This window comes from Chroococcidiopsis cubana SAG 39.79 (assembly GCF_003991895.1).
Lineage (GTDB): Bacteria > Cyanobacteriota > Cyanobacteriia > Cyanobacteriales > Chroococcidiopsidaceae > Chroococcidiopsis > Chroococcidiopsis thermalis.
Window position 1 is genome coordinate 199191 of record NZ_RSCK01000001.1, and the last position, 16426, is coordinate 215616.

16 protein-coding genes and 1 pseudogene are annotated in these 16426 nt (G+C 43.6%); all 17 read right to left on the reverse strand.

The features are described from left to right. Nucleotides 1-11: 11 nt before the first annotated feature. Nucleotides 12-968, reverse strand: coding sequence for a bestrophin family protein (locus tag DSM107010_RS00990; RefSeq protein WP_241994077.1), 957 nt, complete (start codon nt 966-968; stop codon nt 12-14). Nucleotides 969-1077: 109 nt separating this feature from the next. Further along, nucleotides 1078-1522, reverse strand: a pseudogene (gene tnpA / locus DSM107010_RS00995) (IS200/IS605 family transposase). 134 nt (nt 1523-1656) lie between these two features. After that, nucleotides 1657-2472, reverse strand: coding sequence for a CemA family protein (locus DSM107010_RS01000; protein ID WP_127022112.1), 816 nt, complete (start codon nt 2470-2472; stop codon nt 1657-1659). 309 nt (nt 2473-2781) lie between these two features. After that, nucleotides 2782-4767: an ATP-dependent zinc metalloprotease FtsH gene (ftsH, locus tag DSM107010_RS01005; protein ID WP_127022115.1), complete on the reverse strand. Its 1986-nt coding sequence runs from the start codon at nt 4765-4767 to the stop codon at nt 2782-2784. 84 nt (nt 4768-4851) lie between these two features. Beyond that, nucleotides 4852-6063, reverse strand: coding sequence for an MFS transporter (locus tag DSM107010_RS01010; RefSeq protein WP_106165869.1), 1212 nt, complete (start codon nt 6061-6063; stop codon nt 4852-4854). 18 nt (nt 6064-6081) lie between these two features. Further along, on the reverse strand, nt 6082-6252 hold the full coding sequence (locus DSM107010_RS38080) for a hypothetical protein (RefSeq protein ID WP_158631715.1): 171 nt from the start codon (nt 6250-6252) through the stop codon (nt 6082-6084). A gap of 117 nt (nt 6253-6369) precedes the next feature. Continuing rightward, nucleotides 6370-6705, reverse strand: a complete 336-nt coding sequence (locus tag DSM107010_RS01015; RefSeq protein WP_106165870.1) for a four-helix bundle copper-binding protein — start codon at nt 6703-6705, stop codon at nt 6370-6372. A gap of 187 nt (nt 6706-6892) precedes the next feature. Further along, nucleotides 6893-7393 (reverse strand): 2-oxobutyrate oxidase, encoded by a 501-nt coding sequence (locus DSM107010_RS01020; protein ID WP_106165871.1) that lies wholly within the window; start codon nt 7391-7393, stop codon nt 6893-6895. A 136-nt stretch (nt 7394-7529) separates the two neighbouring features. Then, on the reverse strand, nt 7530-8237 hold the full coding sequence (locus DSM107010_RS01025) for a DevA family ABC transporter ATP-binding protein (protein ID WP_106165872.1): 708 nt from the start codon (nt 8235-8237) through the stop codon (nt 7530-7532). A 10-nt stretch (nt 8238-8247) separates the two neighbouring features. Continuing rightward, nucleotides 8248-9402: an ABC transporter permease DevC gene (gene devC, locus DSM107010_RS01030; RefSeq protein WP_106165873.1), complete on the reverse strand. Its 1155-nt coding sequence runs from the start codon at nt 9400-9402 to the stop codon at nt 8248-8250. Beyond that, complete coding sequence (locus DSM107010_RS01035) at nt 9399-10598, reverse strand: ABC exporter membrane fusion protein (protein WP_106165874.1); 1200 nt, start codon at nt 10596-10598, stop codon at nt 9399-9401. Before DSM107010_RS01035 ends, devC begins: the two co-directional genes overlap by 4 nt. A gap of 174 nt (nt 10599-10772) precedes the next feature. Further along, on the reverse strand, nt 10773-11435 hold the full coding sequence (locus DSM107010_RS01040; protein ID WP_106165875.1) for a DUF1326 domain-containing protein: 663 nt from the start codon (nt 11433-11435) through the stop codon (nt 10773-10775). A 139-nt stretch (nt 11436-11574) separates the two neighbouring features. Continuing rightward, the gene (locus tag DSM107010_RS01045) at nt 11575-12057 is read right to left on the reverse strand and encodes a hypothetical protein (RefSeq protein ID WP_106165876.1); all 483 of its coding nucleotides are present in this window, start codon (nt 12055-12057) and stop codon (nt 11575-11577) included. Between the two features lie 80 nt (nt 12058-12137). Further along, entirely contained in the window at nt 12138-12527 is a 390-nt protein-coding gene (locus tag DSM107010_RS01050; protein WP_199755340.1) for a DUF1622 domain-containing protein, read from the reverse strand. Between the two features lie 110 nt (nt 12528-12637). Next, complete coding sequence (htpX, locus tag DSM107010_RS01055) at nt 12638-13480, reverse strand: zinc metalloprotease HtpX (protein ID WP_106165877.1); 843 nt, start codon at nt 13478-13480, stop codon at nt 12638-12640. A 61-nt stretch (nt 13481-13541) separates the two neighbouring features. Continuing rightward, nucleotides 13542-13715, reverse strand: coding sequence for a hypothetical protein (locus DSM107010_RS38085; RefSeq protein ID WP_158631716.1), 174 nt, complete (start codon nt 13713-13715; stop codon nt 13542-13544). A 185-nt stretch (nt 13716-13900) separates the two neighbouring features. Further along, nucleotides 13901-16423 carry a magnesium-translocating P-type ATPase gene (mgtA, locus tag DSM107010_RS01060; RefSeq protein ID WP_106165878.1) on the reverse strand — a complete coding sequence of 841 codons (2523 nt, stop codon included), beginning with the start codon at nt 16421-16423 and terminating at the stop codon, nt 13901-13903. Between the last annotated feature and the right edge of the window lie 3 nt (nt 16424-16426).

Genomic DNA, 16426 nt, shown 5'->3' on the forward strand with positions numbered 1-16426 from the left:
ACAGTTTCCCTCTACGGTCTAAATTTATTATCTGTTCTAAAAAAGCGATTGCTATTTGCATTAACTGCAATGATATTTTCAGTATTGCAAAGTATTGTGCGACAAATCACGTCTAATGGTAGGTCATTTGGATTGTGTCCAAAAGGATTTTCCAGCTCGGAGCCAATTTCTTCAATTCCAAATAAAATAAACCTGATAAAAATCATGAGCGGAGTCGTCCACCAAATCAAGCCACTTACTAATTCAACAGGTAAGATTAAACAGTACAACACGACTAGCTGCCTCAAATAAATTGCGTAACTCAAAGACATTGGTGTTTTTGAAATTCCTTCGCAACCGCCCAAAATATTCACTAACTCATCTAGCAATTTCTGCAAAACATTTAGTTGATAAACATCGAGCGTCTGAGAATCGTACTGATGCTGTAAATATTCTCCCAGCCAGAACGTAATCTCTAGCGGTGGATGGTCTGTATTTTGTAACTTTGAATATTCCGAGGCGGACATTAGTGAAAGTAACTCTTCATTTACAGGATCGCGGCGCAAATGTAACTTCATGGCGATCGCGAAAGCAACTACCAACCGCATCGCTGCCTTTTTTTCCTCCCGATCTGCCGCTTCTCGTTCTTTAATTATTATCCAAATTCCTCGATTCAAATTCCGAACGGTATTGACTAAGTTTCCCCACAGCTTACGTCCTTCCCAAAAGCGATCGTAAGCTGTATTAGTCCGAAATATTAATAACAAACTCAAGACGAGATTAAAACTTAACACCACATTAGGGACACCATCTATTTTTGGTAAAGTTATATGGATTTTTTCATAGTAAAGTAATGCAATTGCAAAGCTATAAACGCTAAAAAAAATACCCAAGGGAGAATAGTTGAAATAATTGAACCTTGCAAGCGTAAAATTAAATAAAATCAATTTAATCTTTCTCCCGTGTAGTCGTAAAATTTTTGCTTCCACGATCTTAAGGAATGAGTTTTAGTATGCTTCTCGATCTTCATTTTTTCCTGATACCTTGAAATAACAACTGAAATGAACTACCCCGCCGCAAGCGGACGGGGTATCAGAATCAAAAAAGAGACAATTGCTCGTCTCGGTGTAACTTGAGATAGTCATTCCCCTGTTTTTTCACATATCTGGCAATCATGCCCTCATCACCATGCTTTCCCACCGTAGTTGCAAAGTAACCGTCACTCCAAAACTCACCACCCCATAGCTGTTGTTTCACTTGTGGGCAGCGTTTAAATACTTCTCGTGCTGTCAGACTTTTGAGCATTGTTACCAGCTTAGTCACACTATAAGTTGGTACTGACTGTACTAAAAAATGTACATGGTCTTTGTCCACACCAATTTCGACAAACTTGATTTCGTAGCGTTTCTCAATTTCTAAGCACACTTCTCTTAAAACTGCAACCAAGTCGTTCGTCGAACACAGCTCGTCGATACTTCGCCGGAAACACTAAATGGTACAGCAAAACTGTTACGTTATGACTTTTGTGGATGTACTCACTCATCTCTATATTTTACGCCGCAGAGCGGCGGGGAATTTGACCCGCAGAGATTAAAAGGACATACGCTAACTTAAAAAGTAAAAATTTGTTTTTTATGAAAAAATTAACTACTTTGACAACACATCTATTTGAAATAGTTATTCATTCATGTTGTGATAGGTTGCTACTGCTGATGGAGAAGAGTGATTGAGGTAGCGAAAAATCCAATACTTAAAAATGGTGTCTGCAATCACGGGAACAGTAGCAATGAATAAAAAAATAAAATCTTTATTTTCTGGAAGACCAAAACGCTTCAAGGCACCTTCCAAGATTATCTGCCATCCGTAAGGAGAGTGGAAGCCTACAAATAGATCGGTAGATAAAATAATTAAAAAAGCTTTAGCAGAGTCGCTTAATCCATAAATTATGTCATCAAGCAAAGATTTGATAATGTTTAGCTGCTGTTTGCTAACTACAACGATCGTAACGAACGTGAAGGCTGAAAGCAAATCTCCAAAAACGTTTACGACTGCATCAAAACTTTCATTCTTATACTTTTTGGCTAAACTAATTATTTTTTTCTTGAGCTTTTTTTGTAAAAATTCAGTAGATAGTTTTGGAGTTTTATTTAGACGAAACTCAAAATAAATTGCTTGCTCGAACTTTTTTAGTTCAGCTAAAGCTCTTTCTTCCTGAGAAGAGTTTAAGAAAGATACTACTTCCTCTTTGTTCCATAAAGCTTTAACCAATGGACTAATCACAAAATGTCTAGAAAGTTGGCTTACTAGCACGAGAACTACAATTAGAATTAACAAAAAACGAATGGATATAAGCGTACGTTGTTGAGCAGCACGAAACTCTTCAACTAGCTGTGATTCTGCTTGTGAGTCGAACGCCTGTTTAATCCCTTCTATAGTCCGAAGGATAGATCGGGGAATGAAGCTAGTTTTTCTGGATGATGACCTTGGCTTCATTCTTGTCGTGATAAAAATTCAGGCTTTTAAGCTCGTAAACTAAAAGCCTGAAACTAAGCTAAGCATGAGGTATAAGTGATTAAACTTTATTATATGGAAAGCAAGATGAAATCGAGGTGAAATTTGTTCTAAATTAGAAAAAACTTTTAACTGTCGAGAAAAATCAATTCTGTTTTCTAGATTTACTCTAGCTTTAGTAATGATAGTAATAATATTTCGTAGGAAAATCTCGACTGGAATTCTATAAAAAGGGGTATTCTTTATTTGTAAACTGGCTATATATTTAGTGATAAAAATCTACTAAAAATTTCATTTATTTTTAGATGGCAACTGACCTGTGCGTAACCAATCTACTAAATCATTAGGTACTTGAACCTGCCCTAAATAACCGCGTAGCTGCTCTCCTTCTAAAACTTCTGCCCGTATTAAGTGCTGAGTCATTTCCTCTAATAAAGAACGATTGGTTTCTAGAATGCGTAAGGCAATCTGATACGCCCCATCTACAATTTCCTTGACCTCTCGATCGATCTCTTCCGCAATCGCAGGGCTAACTGAACGACGAGGATTGGAGAAACCATCCAAAAATTGTTGCTGGACTTTTTCTAATGCCACAGGTCCTAGCTTATGGCTCATACCATAGAGAGTAACCATGCGTTCGGCAAGATCGGTTGCTTTTTGGATATCGTCACTAGCTCCCGTTGAAACTGTGCCGAAGACAATTTCCTCTGAGGAGCGCCCTGCCAAAAGTGTAGCTAGGCGACCGCGAATTTCATTTTCTGCCATCAAGAAGCGGTCTTCTTCTGGTAGTTGCAGCGTGTAGCCCAATGCGCCTACACCTCTGGAGACAATAGAAATTTTCTCGACTTTACCAGCTCCAGGCATTAAAGCTCCAACAATGGCATGACCTGCTTCGTGGTAAGCAACAGTTTTCTTTTCCGTCTCGTTGAGAACGCGAGATTTTTTCTCCAAACCAGCAATCACTCGCTCGATCGCCTCGTTAAAATCAGCCATCGTCACGGCTTCTCGATCTTGGCGTGCAGCTAGCAGGGCAGCTTCATTCACTAAATTGGCTAAATCGGCACCAGCAAAACCTGGCGTGCGAGCGGCGACCGCAGCCAAGTCTATATCAGCTGCTAACTTAACTTGGTTTACGTGTACTTTGAGAATAGCTTCCCGTCCTAGCTTGTCTGGGCGATCGACAACTACTTGGCGATCGAAACGACCAGGACGGCGCAATGCTGGATCTAAAACTTCAGGGCGATTAGTCGCCGCTAAAATGATGACCCCTGTGTTGGCTTCAAAGCCATCCATCTCTGTCAATAGTTGATTCAGGGTTTGCTCTCGCTCGTCATTACCTCCCATCATTGGTCCTGCTCCGGCTCTAGATTTACCTAGAGCATCTAGTTCGTCGATAAAAACAATACAGGGAGCTTGTTTCTTCGCCTGCTCAAATAAATCTCGCACCCGTGCCGCGCCAACACCGACAAATAACTCGATGAACTCGGAGCCGGAGATACTGAAGAAAGGAACTCCCGCTTCCCCAGCTACAGCTTTAGCTAGGAGAGTTTTGCCCGTCCCTGGTGCGCCAATCAAAAGCACTCCCTTGGGGATTTTGGCTCCAACGCGAGTATATTTAGCAGAGTTTTTCAAAAACTCCACAATTTCCCAAAGCTCCGCTTTTGCTTCATCAATTCCAGCTACGTCAGCAAACGTGGCTCCGGTATGTCCTTCCGAATAGATGCGGGCTTTGCTTTTTCCTACGGTTAGGGCTGCACCTGCACCTGTCTGGGCGCGGTTGAGCAGCAAGCCCCAGATACCAAAAAAGATCAGGGGGGGAATCACCCACCCTAAAAGCGTACCGATCCAGGCATTGCGATCGGGCGGCAGCGCACCGAATTCTACATTATTATCTGCTAAAAGCTGAGGCAGGCTCGGATCGTTTGGAATGGGTGTAGTCGTGTAGATTTTGGTGGGAGCTGAGGTTGAGCTATTCGGCTGGGGGAATTGCAAATTAGGTGGAGGCGTGGATGAATTATCTGGTTGGGGCTTTTGCTGTTTGGGTAAATCTGCCTTGAGAGTATATTGAATCTGATTTTCTGCCAATAGTGCTTGAGCAACTTTGCCATTTTTCACATCCTTGCGAAATCGGCTGTATAAAACCTCAGTCGTTGGAGAACGCATTCCAGGGGCAATGAAAAAGTGGAAGAGAAAAAGGAAAAACAGGAGCGTCAATAGACTGCTACCGAAGTGTTGAGGATTGGGGGAATTGGGTTTTCCATCTTTTTCAACGGGCATTGTTAGTCTCCAAGCTAAACTTTGCTAACACTTAATGTTCTAACGAGAGATTCGATCCAATGACATTTTCAGATAATTAATCAACTAATGCCGCCTACTTTTCGCTTGCCAGATAACTCCTAGACTGACACTAACCAAAAAGGCTCCGGTAAATAGGTATGGTGCATTTGGCCGCCATGCAAATAGTACGCCTCCTAGCATCGGACCACCTACCTGTCCGAGGCTGTTAGCAGCATTTTGCATTCCCAATACTTTACCAGTGTGTTGACCGCTTCGTTTTGAAATTAGGGCTGAGAGGTTGGGAGTAACCAATGCCATGCCCAGTGCTAGTAAGCCAACAACTCCGAAAACCAGAAGCATATTCCGTACCAGCAACAAGAGTATAATGCCAATTCCCATCAAGCTCAAACCAGAAGCAATTTGAGCAACTGCATTTATCTTATTTGTTAAATAGCCAACTGCAATAGTCTGAAATACAGCCATCACCAGCCCACAGATCGTAAAAACAATTCCTGTTTGCACTGGACCATAACCCAACTTTTCCTGAGCATAGAGTGCAAAAGTGGCTTCAAAAATCGCTAGTCCGAACTGTGCAACAGCTGTTAGAACTAGAAGCAGAAGCAGTTTACTTTCCAGCGTTCTCCACCTGAAGGCTAATTTATTGCTGGAGGTCATTACCGCTCGCGAAGGTAAAGATTCAGGCAGCCATCGCACGGCGATCGCGAGTATGAGGAGCATTAGCACCGCTGATAGAAAGAATGGAGGTGCAAAATTCTCAATTTTGAAATCTACAAAACCCACAGTGAAGTGCATATCTTCGCGGGTGGTAAGTCCTCCGAATGCTGGACCAGCAATAACGCCAAGACTCACCGCCGTACCGAGCCACGCCATCCCTCGACTGCGATCGCTCTCCGTGGTGAGATCGGATACGTAAGCAGTTGCAACAGGTAGCGTAGCAGAAGATAAAAATCCACCCACTGCTCGCACGACGTATAGCATTCCCAAAGAAGTGGCGAAGCCAAATAGCACTTGAGTCATGGCAGAACCTGCAATCCCTAGTAAAATCAGGGGTCGTCTGCCAACCCGATCCGATCGTTGCCCCCAGAACGGAGCAAAAATGAACTGCATTAGGGCATAAACGCTCGTCAAAAGTCCGATATGAACCGCCATTGCTTCACGAGATACTCCTGCTGCATCAAGATGCTTGGCATAAAAGGGTAGCACTGGCAATGTCACGCCAAAGCCGATCGAGACGACAAACACGCAGAAGAGGAGCAGGAGTAATTTTTTATTCATTGCAGAGTCCAGAAAGGATTAGTGACAACCTCCACCTCCTTTATGGCGGCTTTGATGACTGCCGTGCCCTCCGCGATCGCTACTATGACTGCCGTGGTGTCCGCCACGATTTCCACTATGATGTCCAGAACGACGCAGCCAAATGAATGCCACTACAGCTATTGCAATCAAACTAAAGATCAATAGCATGAGATTAATCCCCTATTTTTGAGCATGTCAGATACTGAGTTAATCGTCGATTGCATAAAGGGCAGACTTATTCATCTGCCCTATCTAAGTGTTTTAAACCAGAACAATTGTTAACTCTTAAGCTGCATGTGCTACTTCACGACAGCTCTGAGCGCAACGACGGCAAGCCTCGGCACAGGTTTTACAATGCTCGGCATGGGCGCTGTGCTTCTCGCACTCAGCCGCGCAGAGTTCGCAGGCTTTAGCACAGGCAAGGCAAGCTTCACTATAGAGACTGGATTTTCGTGACAGGAAACGCGCGCACAGAGCGCACAAATCGGCACAATCACCACATAGCCTGATACATTCAGCCATCATTTGTGCCATATCGCTGCTCAAGCAAGCATTGGCACAGTTTTCACATTCGCGCAGACAATCCAAACAATCTTGAATGCATTTTTCCATCGTTGCCATAATTCAACTCCTTATCATACGTCTAGTTCAAATTCAAAATCTTTGCGAACTTCCTTATTGAAGTTTTAGGTGGAGAACGAATCCTATTAATAACAATCTCAGACTCAAATGAAATCAGCGTGAAAATTTTTACCATTTCTCGAAATCCTTGCAAGCAAAACTTACGAGAGTATTTTCTTGCGGAGATTTATTTCCTCCGCTCGGCGTTTTTCAAGATATTTTTGGCACGAGCTACCTCCTTGGTGCTGCCATCAACCATCAGTAAGTAATTACCGTCCTTAAGAGTTTTTTCGTACTTGCGGATGTGTTGCCGAGAAATACCCCAGTCTACTAACGTCACCAGCACTCCCCCTCCAGTTGCACCAGCTACGACACCTTCAATACCACCTAGTAGTGCGGTGCTAGCTAGGTGTCCGACTGCCAGCCCCGGTCCCACACCAGGAATCCAAACGACGGCTGCACCAGCAAGAACTCCAATTACCCAACCCAACGAACCACCAGCAACAGCGCCGAGCTTAGCTGCGTTTCCAACATCATCCGTAGGGCGATGCAATTCCTTTTCGATTTCTCGATTCTGGGTAATCAGAGATAGGCGATCGATTGGGAAGCCATTTTGCTCCAATACGTGCAAGGCTTCTTTTGCTTTTGATACCCTGTCATACACAGCAATTACGCATTGGTTAGGCATTTCTAACTCCGTCGATTCTGTAAGGTATCGAGATCGGACGCTCTAGCGGCAATACCAATTCTGTAGATGTGTTTTCATCCCCTCTTTTAGCTGTGCCAATATCAATACCCAGCTCGAACTGTTATGCGATGATGCTTTAGGTATTATTTTTTACAAACTTTGCCTCTGGTGCGAGCCGACCATCTTCCATGTAAATAGTGCGATCGGCGATATCTAAAATACGATTGTCGTGGGTTACAACGAGGATAGAACATCCTTGCTCCTGAGCTAGATGCTGCATCAGTTCTACTACATCTCGTCCTGATTTGCTATCTAAAGCAGCAGTCGGTTCGTCGGCTAAAACAAGTTTGGGATGACCGACGAGAGCGCGGGCGATCGCTACTTTTTGTTTCTGTCCTCCAGAAAGATTTTCTGGATAGTAATTCACTCGATGTTCCAAGCCTACTGCCTTGAGCATTGCTTCTGCTTGGGAGTGGAGTTTTTCATCTGGAATATCTTTGTGAAGTTCCAGAGATGTTTGCACGTTTTGCCAAGCAGTTAAGAATTTAAGCAAGTTATGGGATTGGAAAATATAACCAATTTGGCGGCGGATTTGTACTAATTGATCTAAGCTTGCTCCATAGAGTTCGCGGTCGAATACTTTGAGACTACCTTCTTGAATAGATCTCAAACCACCAATCAAAGTCAGCAGGGTAGTCTTGCCCGACCCTGATGGTCCCATCATAATAATAATTTCTCCAGCAGAGATTTCTAAATTAATATCAAATAAAACTTGTTTTTTTAAGTCACCGCCACCAAAATAATGATTGAGGTGTTGGATTTCAACAACCAGTTTTTGATTCATAACATATTACTTAGAAAATGTCAGCCGGATCTGCTGCTTGCAATTTGCGTACGGCAATAGCGCCAGAAATGAAACACATTAAGATTGTCAAACTTAAAACTAAAGAGGCTCGCACTATATCCATTGCCATCGGTAAGCTAGTAGCCTTCTTAGTCAAATCGTACAGACCTAGCGTTAGAGCAAATCCAGGAATGTAGCCTAGAATAGCTAAAATCAATGCTTCTTGAAATACCATGATTAACAGGTAGCTATCCTTGTAGCCCATTGCTTTTAATGTTGCATATTCAGCCAAATGATCGGAGACGTTTGTATATAAAACTTGATAGACGATTACGCTCCCTACAATAAAACCCATTATAGTTCCTAATGTAAAAACAAAACCAATCGCTGTATTTTTTTGCCAATAGTTTTTCTCAAATTTTACGAATCCATCATGGGTTAGTACTTGTATATCTTTTGGTAAACTAGTTTGTATTGCCCGAACAATTCTTTCAATATCTCGATCGGACTCGACCTTGAGTAAACCAATATTAATTTCACTTGCTGTACGAGTTTTGAAAATACGTAAAAAATTCACTTCACTAGTAATTAAAAGTGCATCGGAACCGAAAGAAGAGCCAACGGTGAATAAACCTATTACCTTAATTTTTCGACCGTTGATCTCAGGTGCGATCGCATTTCCTTGAGCCACTTCAGTAATAAATGGCTTAAATTCGGGGCGAGAAACTCGGTCGAGAATCGCAACATCATCAAGTTTTAATTTGTTCAAGTATTGATTAATTTCTGGAATGTGTAGGGTTGTCTTGCTTGGATCGATTCCTAAAACCAAGATGGCGCGATCGCGCTGACTTGCAGGACTTTTCCAAGTTCCCAAACCTACATATACGGAGTTGATAGACTCTACTCCATCAAAACCGAGAGCTTGATATAAACGCCGTCGAGAGAAATTGTTCATACTCATCAGCGCGCGGGAGCGAGGATTAATCATCACCAGATCCGCATTGAGGCTTTCATGTACGCGAGTTGCACTCTCGTATAAGGCTGCTTGAAACCCTAGCTGCATGAACATGAGGATAACTGCAAAGGCAATCCCTGCTGTTGCAACCAGAAGCCTAGCTCTTTCCCTGGTAAGTTGCAGCCAAGCTAAAAACAGTTTGTGGCTCATGGTTCAAGCTCCACGGTCACTTGCAGGTTATTGAGGGCAGCAACTCGCCGACTGGCGACGGAATCGAGACGAATTTTGACTTCTACAACTCTGACATCCGTAGCAGCGGCTGGGTCTGTATTGAGAACGTCTTGTTTGCCTACTTCCCAACCAATCTGGTCTACCGTACCTTGTAGTTTCTCCGCGAATGCATCGCTGGTAATCGTGGCACGTTGTCCCAAGCGAACTTTACCGATGTCGGTTTCATATACCTCTGCTACCACGTACATTCGATCGGTTTGACCGAGTTTGAGAATCCCTTCTCCTTGGTTGCTCACCACTTCCCCAGCGCGGGTATGAATTTTTAGGACTCGACCGTCTCGTGGCGATCGCACGTATGCTAACTCCAGATCGGCTTTTGCTTTTTCCACCACCGCGATTGCCTGGTTTACCTCTGCTTGAGCTGTTTGTACGTCAGTAGGGCGGATTTCAGCGATGCGGTTGAGGTTGGCTTTGGCTTCGTTCAGTTGTGCTTGTACTGTCTCTCGAACTCGCTTGAGGGTTGCTCTTCCTTCCTCCAGCCTTTTCTGAGCAGTTTCAGATGTTAAACGTTTGCTATCGAGAGTAGATGCTGAAATTGCACCATCCCGATACAACTGTTGATAGCGTTTGTATTCAATTTCAGCGTTACTCAATTCTACTTCTAACCGCTTCACTGTTGCTTCCTGAGCTGTTACATTTCCCTGTAACTCAGCTTCCATCCGCTGAATCGTTGCTTTTTGAGCGTTAATTTCTCCAACTTTTGCTCCAGCTTTGACCTGCGCTAAACGTGCTTGGGCAACTTTGACTTGTTCTTGAGCCTCCTTTAAAGCAGCTAAACGGCGACCGCGGGTATCGAGAATCGCAAGGACTTGTCCAGCTCGAACTTTATCCCCTTCCTTGACCGAGATCTGGAGAATCCGAGTTCCTTCTATAGAACCAGTTGTAGCAGGGTGAACGGCTTCTCCTTGGGGTTCCAAACGTCCCAAAGCTGTCACTGTCCTAGTAATGGGAGCGGCTGGCGAAGCAGTTGGTGCAGGACTGGAAGGCAAGAGGCGATAACGCGAGAGAGTATAGACTGTAGCAACAGTAGTAGAGGTGATTCCTGTAGCGATCGCCAATATGACGAGCCATCGTCTGGAACCTTTCAATAGCCAATCTTTCAAACGCCAGTCCATACTTGAAATCTCACTAGACTGCTGAGGCTAGTTCGATCGCTGCCTCAAATGGTGTTGTGACAGCATTGCTTGTCACAGGCTGATCTCACTGTAAAGAGAGATTCTGAGGAAGTTATGAGGAACTCGTGTTTCTGTCAAGAAGGCGATCCCTAAAGCGAGCGCAAGTTAATCCTTCTATTCGGGCATTCTCCAATCAAAAGGGATATGCTTACTCGACTGTCCTTCAAAAGGGTGGGAATAATCAAAGCCAATGGCTTGACTCTCTTTTACAATACCCCAAGTAGCAACTTGCCCAGATCCCGTCTCAGAACCAGGTGGATTGTATAACTGAACGCGACGGTTCGGGTCTGCTGTTGGTCCAGAGAGTGCCTCAACATCTGCTATAACTTTCCCAGGAATCACAGCTCGCCAGTAGCTCAGGTCATCTGCAATTTTAACTTCAATCGGTGCGTACTCGATCCCGCGAATTTCGCTGAATAGCTTGCCGAACTGACTCGGCCAACCTCCAGCTTTACCTGTAAAGATTTGTTTGAGGGCGTTGCGCTGGCGTTCGTCAGCCTGCTCGTCAATGTAAAACAGCAATTTCATTGATGGGGTGAGGTCTTCTACCCACTGATTTCCCTCCACCTCTCCGATGGCAACGACACTCAGACCGTCGAGCTTGATGCCGTTAAATTGCCCTTCATGCACTTGCCATACCAGTGTAAATAAGCAGTCACCGTAGGTTGGCTCTTGAGCAAACGTGCAGGGACACGGTAGTTTGCAGCTACAAACATCGAACCATTCACCTTTTAGATCCCACCGGACATCAGTCGTTGCTTGTGTTGCCATAGTCATAAATAACCTCCATTGAGTAATTGGGCAGTAAAGCCTGGAAAGTTAGATGGGGTGACTCCATCAAATCTAGAATTACCCTAAGTTCTCCTCGCGGCTGGAGAGTCAAGAACTACGGTACAAAAATTAATATCGCTCTGGCTCATTTTCTGCCATCCATTTCCCAACTCATCATCTGGCGGCGTGCAAAATAAAGTACTAAAGGTGGCAAAATAATCCACTGAAGTACCGCGAGTGAACTCATGCCTAGACCAGGCACGGCTAAAACTGGAACGCCATAGGCTCTGGTAACATTCACCCGATAGGTTTCTGTAATGAGGGTAATAACCAAACCCGTACCAGTAAAAAGCAGCATTAATTTACGGCTTGGTTTGAATACCCAGTAACGAGAACGAGCTAATCCGCTGACAACCCAATTACTAATAAGGATAATGACACCATCACCAAAAGTGCAGTGGGTTAGGTCTTTAATTTTGTCCAAAAAAGAGGGACTTCCATAGAATTCATAATAAGGAGCTTGCCAAACTTCATAAACAAAGTTAAGGAGAAAAGCGAATATGAATAGATTTACTTCCGGTGTAGCCATGACACGAACAATCCATTTAGAGATAATTTTGTTTAACATAAGACTGATTTACAAAATTAAATTTCTGTATAGCGTCGTACTTCTTCTTGCTTGAGAAAATGCTTTGTCTCTTAAAAGTTTTATTCTTTGTTTATCAATTGCTTTGCATTAGCTAATTTATAATTTCTTTTTGCCGCTCTCTCAATTTCTTTTTGAAGAAAAAAGTTTAAGATAGTTCTTAAAATAATAATTGTTCCCAAGTTACCCAACTCAGTCCATGTACGGGAAATAGTAGTGCGAACAATATCAGCTGCCAGCTCAAACTCAAGAGATAGTGAGAGCCACGTACCAAAACGCAGCCGTACTACCTCCTTGAAATCTTCAGATGAATTGCGATTGTAGAAAAACAAATCGATCGCGCGAATAGTTGCTTCAATGGTAGCCAGTCCAATTAGTACCGCAGCACTTGCTTCAATCCCAACTGCCAGATAACCCATTAATCGTTTGAAGTTAAATAAGTTTTCCAACATAGAATCCGACAGAGTATTATTTGTCTTGGTTGCTGTTGCATCCTGCGAGTTATTAGGGGAGATATTACTTTTATCCTGTAGTAGTGGCTGTCTAGAACTTGCAATTGCTGCTACAGCCTTCCTGCCATTGCTTCTAGTCGGCGAATACGCTCTACAGTTAAGGGATGGGTAGAGAAAAGATTAGAAATACCCTGTCTGCCGCTAAAAGGACTAACCTGAAACAGGTGTGCTGTGGCGGGAGTGGCATTATTCATTGGAGTTGCCCGCGCACCTGCTTCAAGTTTACGGAGGGCATTCGCCAATGCTAGTGGATTGCCGGAGATTTTGGCTCCACCTGCATCGGCTTCAAATTCCCGCGATCGCGAGATTGCCATCTGAATTAGCGCAGCTGCAATAGGAGCGGTAATTAGCAAAAGCAGTGCTACAAACGGATTGCCATTGCGACTGTCGCTGCGTCCTATAGGTAGCCAGTAAGCCATTTGAGCCAGATAGGTAATTGCTCCAGCGATCGTAGCAGCAATTGTTCCAGTCAGAATGTCATTGTGCTTGATATGTGCCAGTTCGTGACCGATTACCCCTTCCAACTCTTTCCAGTCGAGTATCTCTATGATGCCCGTTGTGACTGCAACTGCTGCATGTTTAGGGTTGCGACCTGTAGCAAAGGCATTGGGCTGCTCTGATGGAATTATGTAGACTTTTGGCATTGGCAATCTAGCACGGCTAGCAAGGTGGGCAACTATTTCCCATAACCGAGGGGCATCGGCTTGTTGAATTTCTCGAGCGTTGTAGAGCTTGAGAATAAGTTTATCTGAGAACCAGTAACTAAAGAAGTTCATTGCTAATGCCAGAATGAGAGCGATCGCCATCCCAGATTGTCCGCCAAGAACCCGTCCAACCAGGACAAATAAAACAACGAGCAGCACCATTAAAAAAGTTGTGCGTAGAGCATTCATAAGTAAGTAATTTGTGCAACTGTCAAGGATCGAATGTTTTGGCTGGAATAGAGCAATGACTCTAGTGAGAGAAATGTCCTAAAAATGCATTCATCAAACTAGGCGTATGGCAAATCAGCAAACAAGCTGCAAACATAACCATCATGCTAAGTACATTGTTAACTAGCTTGTACAGGCTGCTATAACTAGCTTGAGAATCAGAATTAGTTTGTGCTTCAGTTCTGTGTTCGTGCATAAAAATTCACCTATTTAAAAAATAAATCTGTCTGAGCAACAAGCTTTTTATAGTAAAAATGTAAAAGCAATAGAATGAAAGCTTTTAATTTTACTTCAAGCAGTAAATATTTATGGCGTTTCTTATTTAGGCTAAATTCGAGTTATGAGGAAATTATGAAGATAAGTTCTCGATCGGATAAATTTTCAAAACTTTACATACTGGTAAAAAACCTGCTTAATTTTGTCCGCTGTTACGATATAAATTGTAACAATTGCTCCTAGTAATAAAAGAAATGAAGCAGGTAAGGGCTGAAAACCAAGGAATCTTGCTACAGGAATGTATGGAAGGATAGAAGTAATAGCAACAGTCGCTAGCGTGGTTATCGATAAATACCTACTGGGTTGACTTTTGAAGAAAGGCTTGCGGGTGCGAATCACTAACACGATCGCCGCAGCAGAAATAACTGACTCCACAAACCAACCAGTTCTGAATCGATCGGGCGTGGCACGCAAGATAAACCATAGCGTTCCAAAAGTGAGATAGTCAAACACAGAACTAATCAGTCCAAATACAAGCATGAAGTTACGGATAAATCGGATATTCCAGCGGCGAGGTTTACTAACCATGTCTCGGTCTACGCTGTCAGTGGCGATCGTCATTTCTGGAAAATCCGTCAGCAAATTGGTCAGTAGAATTTGCTTGGGTAACAGGGGGAGAAAGGGTAAAAACAGCGAAGCGCCCGCCATGCTAAACATATTGCCAAAATTGGCGCTAGTTGCCATAAATACATACTTGAGCGTGTTGGCAAAGGTCGTCCGCCCCTCTTGCACCCCTTGCACTAGCACTCCAAGGTCTTTTTCTAGTAGCACGATGTCAGCTGCTTCTTTCGCTACATCCACGGCACTGTTGACAGAAATACCAACATCGGCAACGTGTAGAGCTGAAGCGTCATTAATTCCATCTCCCATGTATCCTACTACGTTGCCAGCTTTTTTGAGTGCCAGAATAATACGTTCTTTTTGGTTGGGTTCGACTTCGGCAAAGATATTCACCTCGTTGACTCGTTTGAGCAGTGCTGCATCGCTGGTTTGATGTAAGTCTAAGCCTGTGAGAATATCAGGGTTGGTCATTCCTATTTCTTGAGCGATGTTAGCAGCCACCCGCTGGTTGTCGCCCGTAATAATCTTCAGCGAAACTCCAAGATTCTCTAGGTGTTGAATTGTGCCAGTAATACCGATCTTGGCTGGGTCGGCAAAAAGCAGGAATCCGAGAAAAGTCATTTCAGTTTCCAGATCTTTAGTGATATTTGTAGTAGAACCAAGATCTCGGTAAGCTATTCCTAGAATGCGAAAGCCCTGCTTGCCGAATTCCTCATAACGTTGCTGGATCGATTTCAACAGGGGAGTTATGTCGCCAATCGACCCATTGGGACATTGCACTGACGAACAAACCGCTAATACATTTTTTAGCGCCCCTTTAGTCACTAGCAAATGAGTGCTATTTGTAGCAACTAGGACGCTCAATCGCTTGCGAATAAAATCATAGGGACTCTCATCAAGTTTTTGATACCCTGATAGGTCGAACTGATAATGGCTACGAATTGCTTCATCGATTGGATTTACATAACCAGTTTCGTAGAAAGCATTGAGGTAGCCATAGAAAAGTACTTCCTGGTTTTCATTGCCATATACATTTAGCGCGGAGTGTATTTGCATGACTCCTTCAGTTAGAGTGCCAGTCTTATCAGAGCAAAGTACGTTCATACTGCCAAAGTTTTCAATTGCAGCCAAACGTTTGACAATTACCCTTTGACGAGCCATGCGTCTGGCACCGTGAGCTAGGTTGACGCTGATAATTGCTGGTAGCAGTTGTGGGGTTAATCCAACTGCTAAGGCTAGCGAAAAGAGAAAGGCATCCAAAATAGGACGTGCCAGGTAGACGTTAATCGCAAAGATAGCAATGACTAGCATTAGCGTGACTTCCATTAAGAAATAGCCAAAATGCCTAATACCCTGCTCAAAATCTGTTTCTGGCGCTCTAAGTTGCAACCGCTCGGAGACTTGACCGAATTCCGTGTATTTACCCGTGCGTACCACCACTGCTTCTGCCGTACCACTGACTACATGCGTTCCCATGAAAAGGAGATTGGTACGCTGACCTAGAGGAGTTTCTATTGGCAAAATCCCAGTATTTTTAGCAACTGGATAAGTTTCTCCTGTTAAAGCTGCTTCATCAACAAAGAGGTCTTTAGATTTTAAAATCAGGCAATCGCCAGGGATAGTTCCCCCAGCATTCAAGATAGTTATATCTCCAGGAACAATTTCTTCTACAGGAATGGTTTGACAATCGCCATCACGCCGCACGCTGACTTCAGCTCGAACAATTGCCAGCAACTTCTCGACAGCATTAGCGGCTCTCCGTTCCTGCCAAAATCCTAGCAGACCGCTGACACCAACAATTCCCAAGATAATCGAACCGTCAACGTGGTCGTGAACAAAAAAAGACAATCCAGCAGCAAATATTAAAATTAGGACGATCGGACTTTGAAACTGTGCTAGCAAGAGCGTCAAGGTATCCGCTCTTCGCTTTGGCTTGATAAGATTGAATCCATATTGCATGAGTCGCTGTTTAGCTTCCGCTTTGGTCAAGCCTTGGGAAGTCGTCTGAAGTTCCTTCAGCAAATCCGCAGTAGGAATACTCCAAAAAGGAGATGGCAGGTAATTCATAAA

Coding starts and splice junctions, on each gene's coding strand:
- DSM107010_RS01000 (WP_127022112.1), bottom strand. CDS start 2,472: ATGAAGCCAAGGTCATCATCCAGAAAAACTAGCTTCATTCCCCGATCT.
- ftsH (WP_127022115.1), bottom strand. CDS start 4,767: ATGCCCGTTGAAAAAGATGGAAAACCCAATTCCCCCAATCCTCAACAC.
- DSM107010_RS01010 (WP_106165869.1), bottom strand. CDS start 6,063: ATGAATAAAAAATTACTCCTGCTCCTCTTCTGCGTGTTTGTCGTCTCG.
- DSM107010_RS38080 (WP_158631715.1), bottom strand. CDS start 6,252: ATGCTATTGATCTTTAGTTTGATTGCAATAGCTGTAGTGGCATTCATT.
- DSM107010_RS01015 (WP_106165870.1), bottom strand. CDS start 6,705: ATGGCAACGATGGAAAAATGCATTCAAGATTGTTTGGATTGTCTGCGC.
- DSM107010_RS01020 (WP_106165871.1), bottom strand. CDS start 7,393: ATGCCTAACCAATGCGTAATTGCTGTGTATGACAGGGTATCAAAAGCA.
- DSM107010_RS01025 (WP_106165872.1), bottom strand. CDS start 8,237: ATGAATCAAAAACTGGTTGTTGAAATCCAACACCTCAATCATTATTTT.
- devC (WP_106165873.1), bottom strand. CDS start 9,402: ATGAGCCACAAACTGTTTTTAGCTTGGCTGCAACTTACCAGGGAAAGA.
- DSM107010_RS01035 (WP_106165874.1), bottom strand. CDS start 10,598: ATGGACTGGCGTTTGAAAGATTGGCTATTGAAAGGTTCCAGACGATGG.
- DSM107010_RS01040 (WP_106165875.1), bottom strand. CDS start 11,435: ATGACTATGGCAACACAAGCAACGACTGATGTCCGGTGGGATCTAAAA.
- DSM107010_RS01045 (WP_106165876.1), bottom strand. CDS start 12,057: ATGTTAAACAAAATTATCTCTAAATGGATTGTTCGTGTCATGGCTACA.
- DSM107010_RS01050 (WP_199755340.1), bottom strand. CDS start 12,527: ATGTTGGAAAACTTATTTAACTTCAAACGATTAATGGGTTATCTGGCA.
- htpX (WP_106165877.1), bottom strand. CDS start 13,480: ATGAATGCTCTACGCACAACTTTTTTAATGGTGCTGCTCGTTGTTTTA.
- DSM107010_RS38085 (WP_158631716.1), bottom strand. CDS start 13,715: ATGCACGAACACAGAACTGAAGCACAAACTAATTCTGATTCTCAAGCT.
- mgtA (WP_106165878.1), bottom strand. CDS start 16,423: ATGAATTACCTGCCATCTCCTTTTTGGAGTATTCCTACTGCGGATTTG.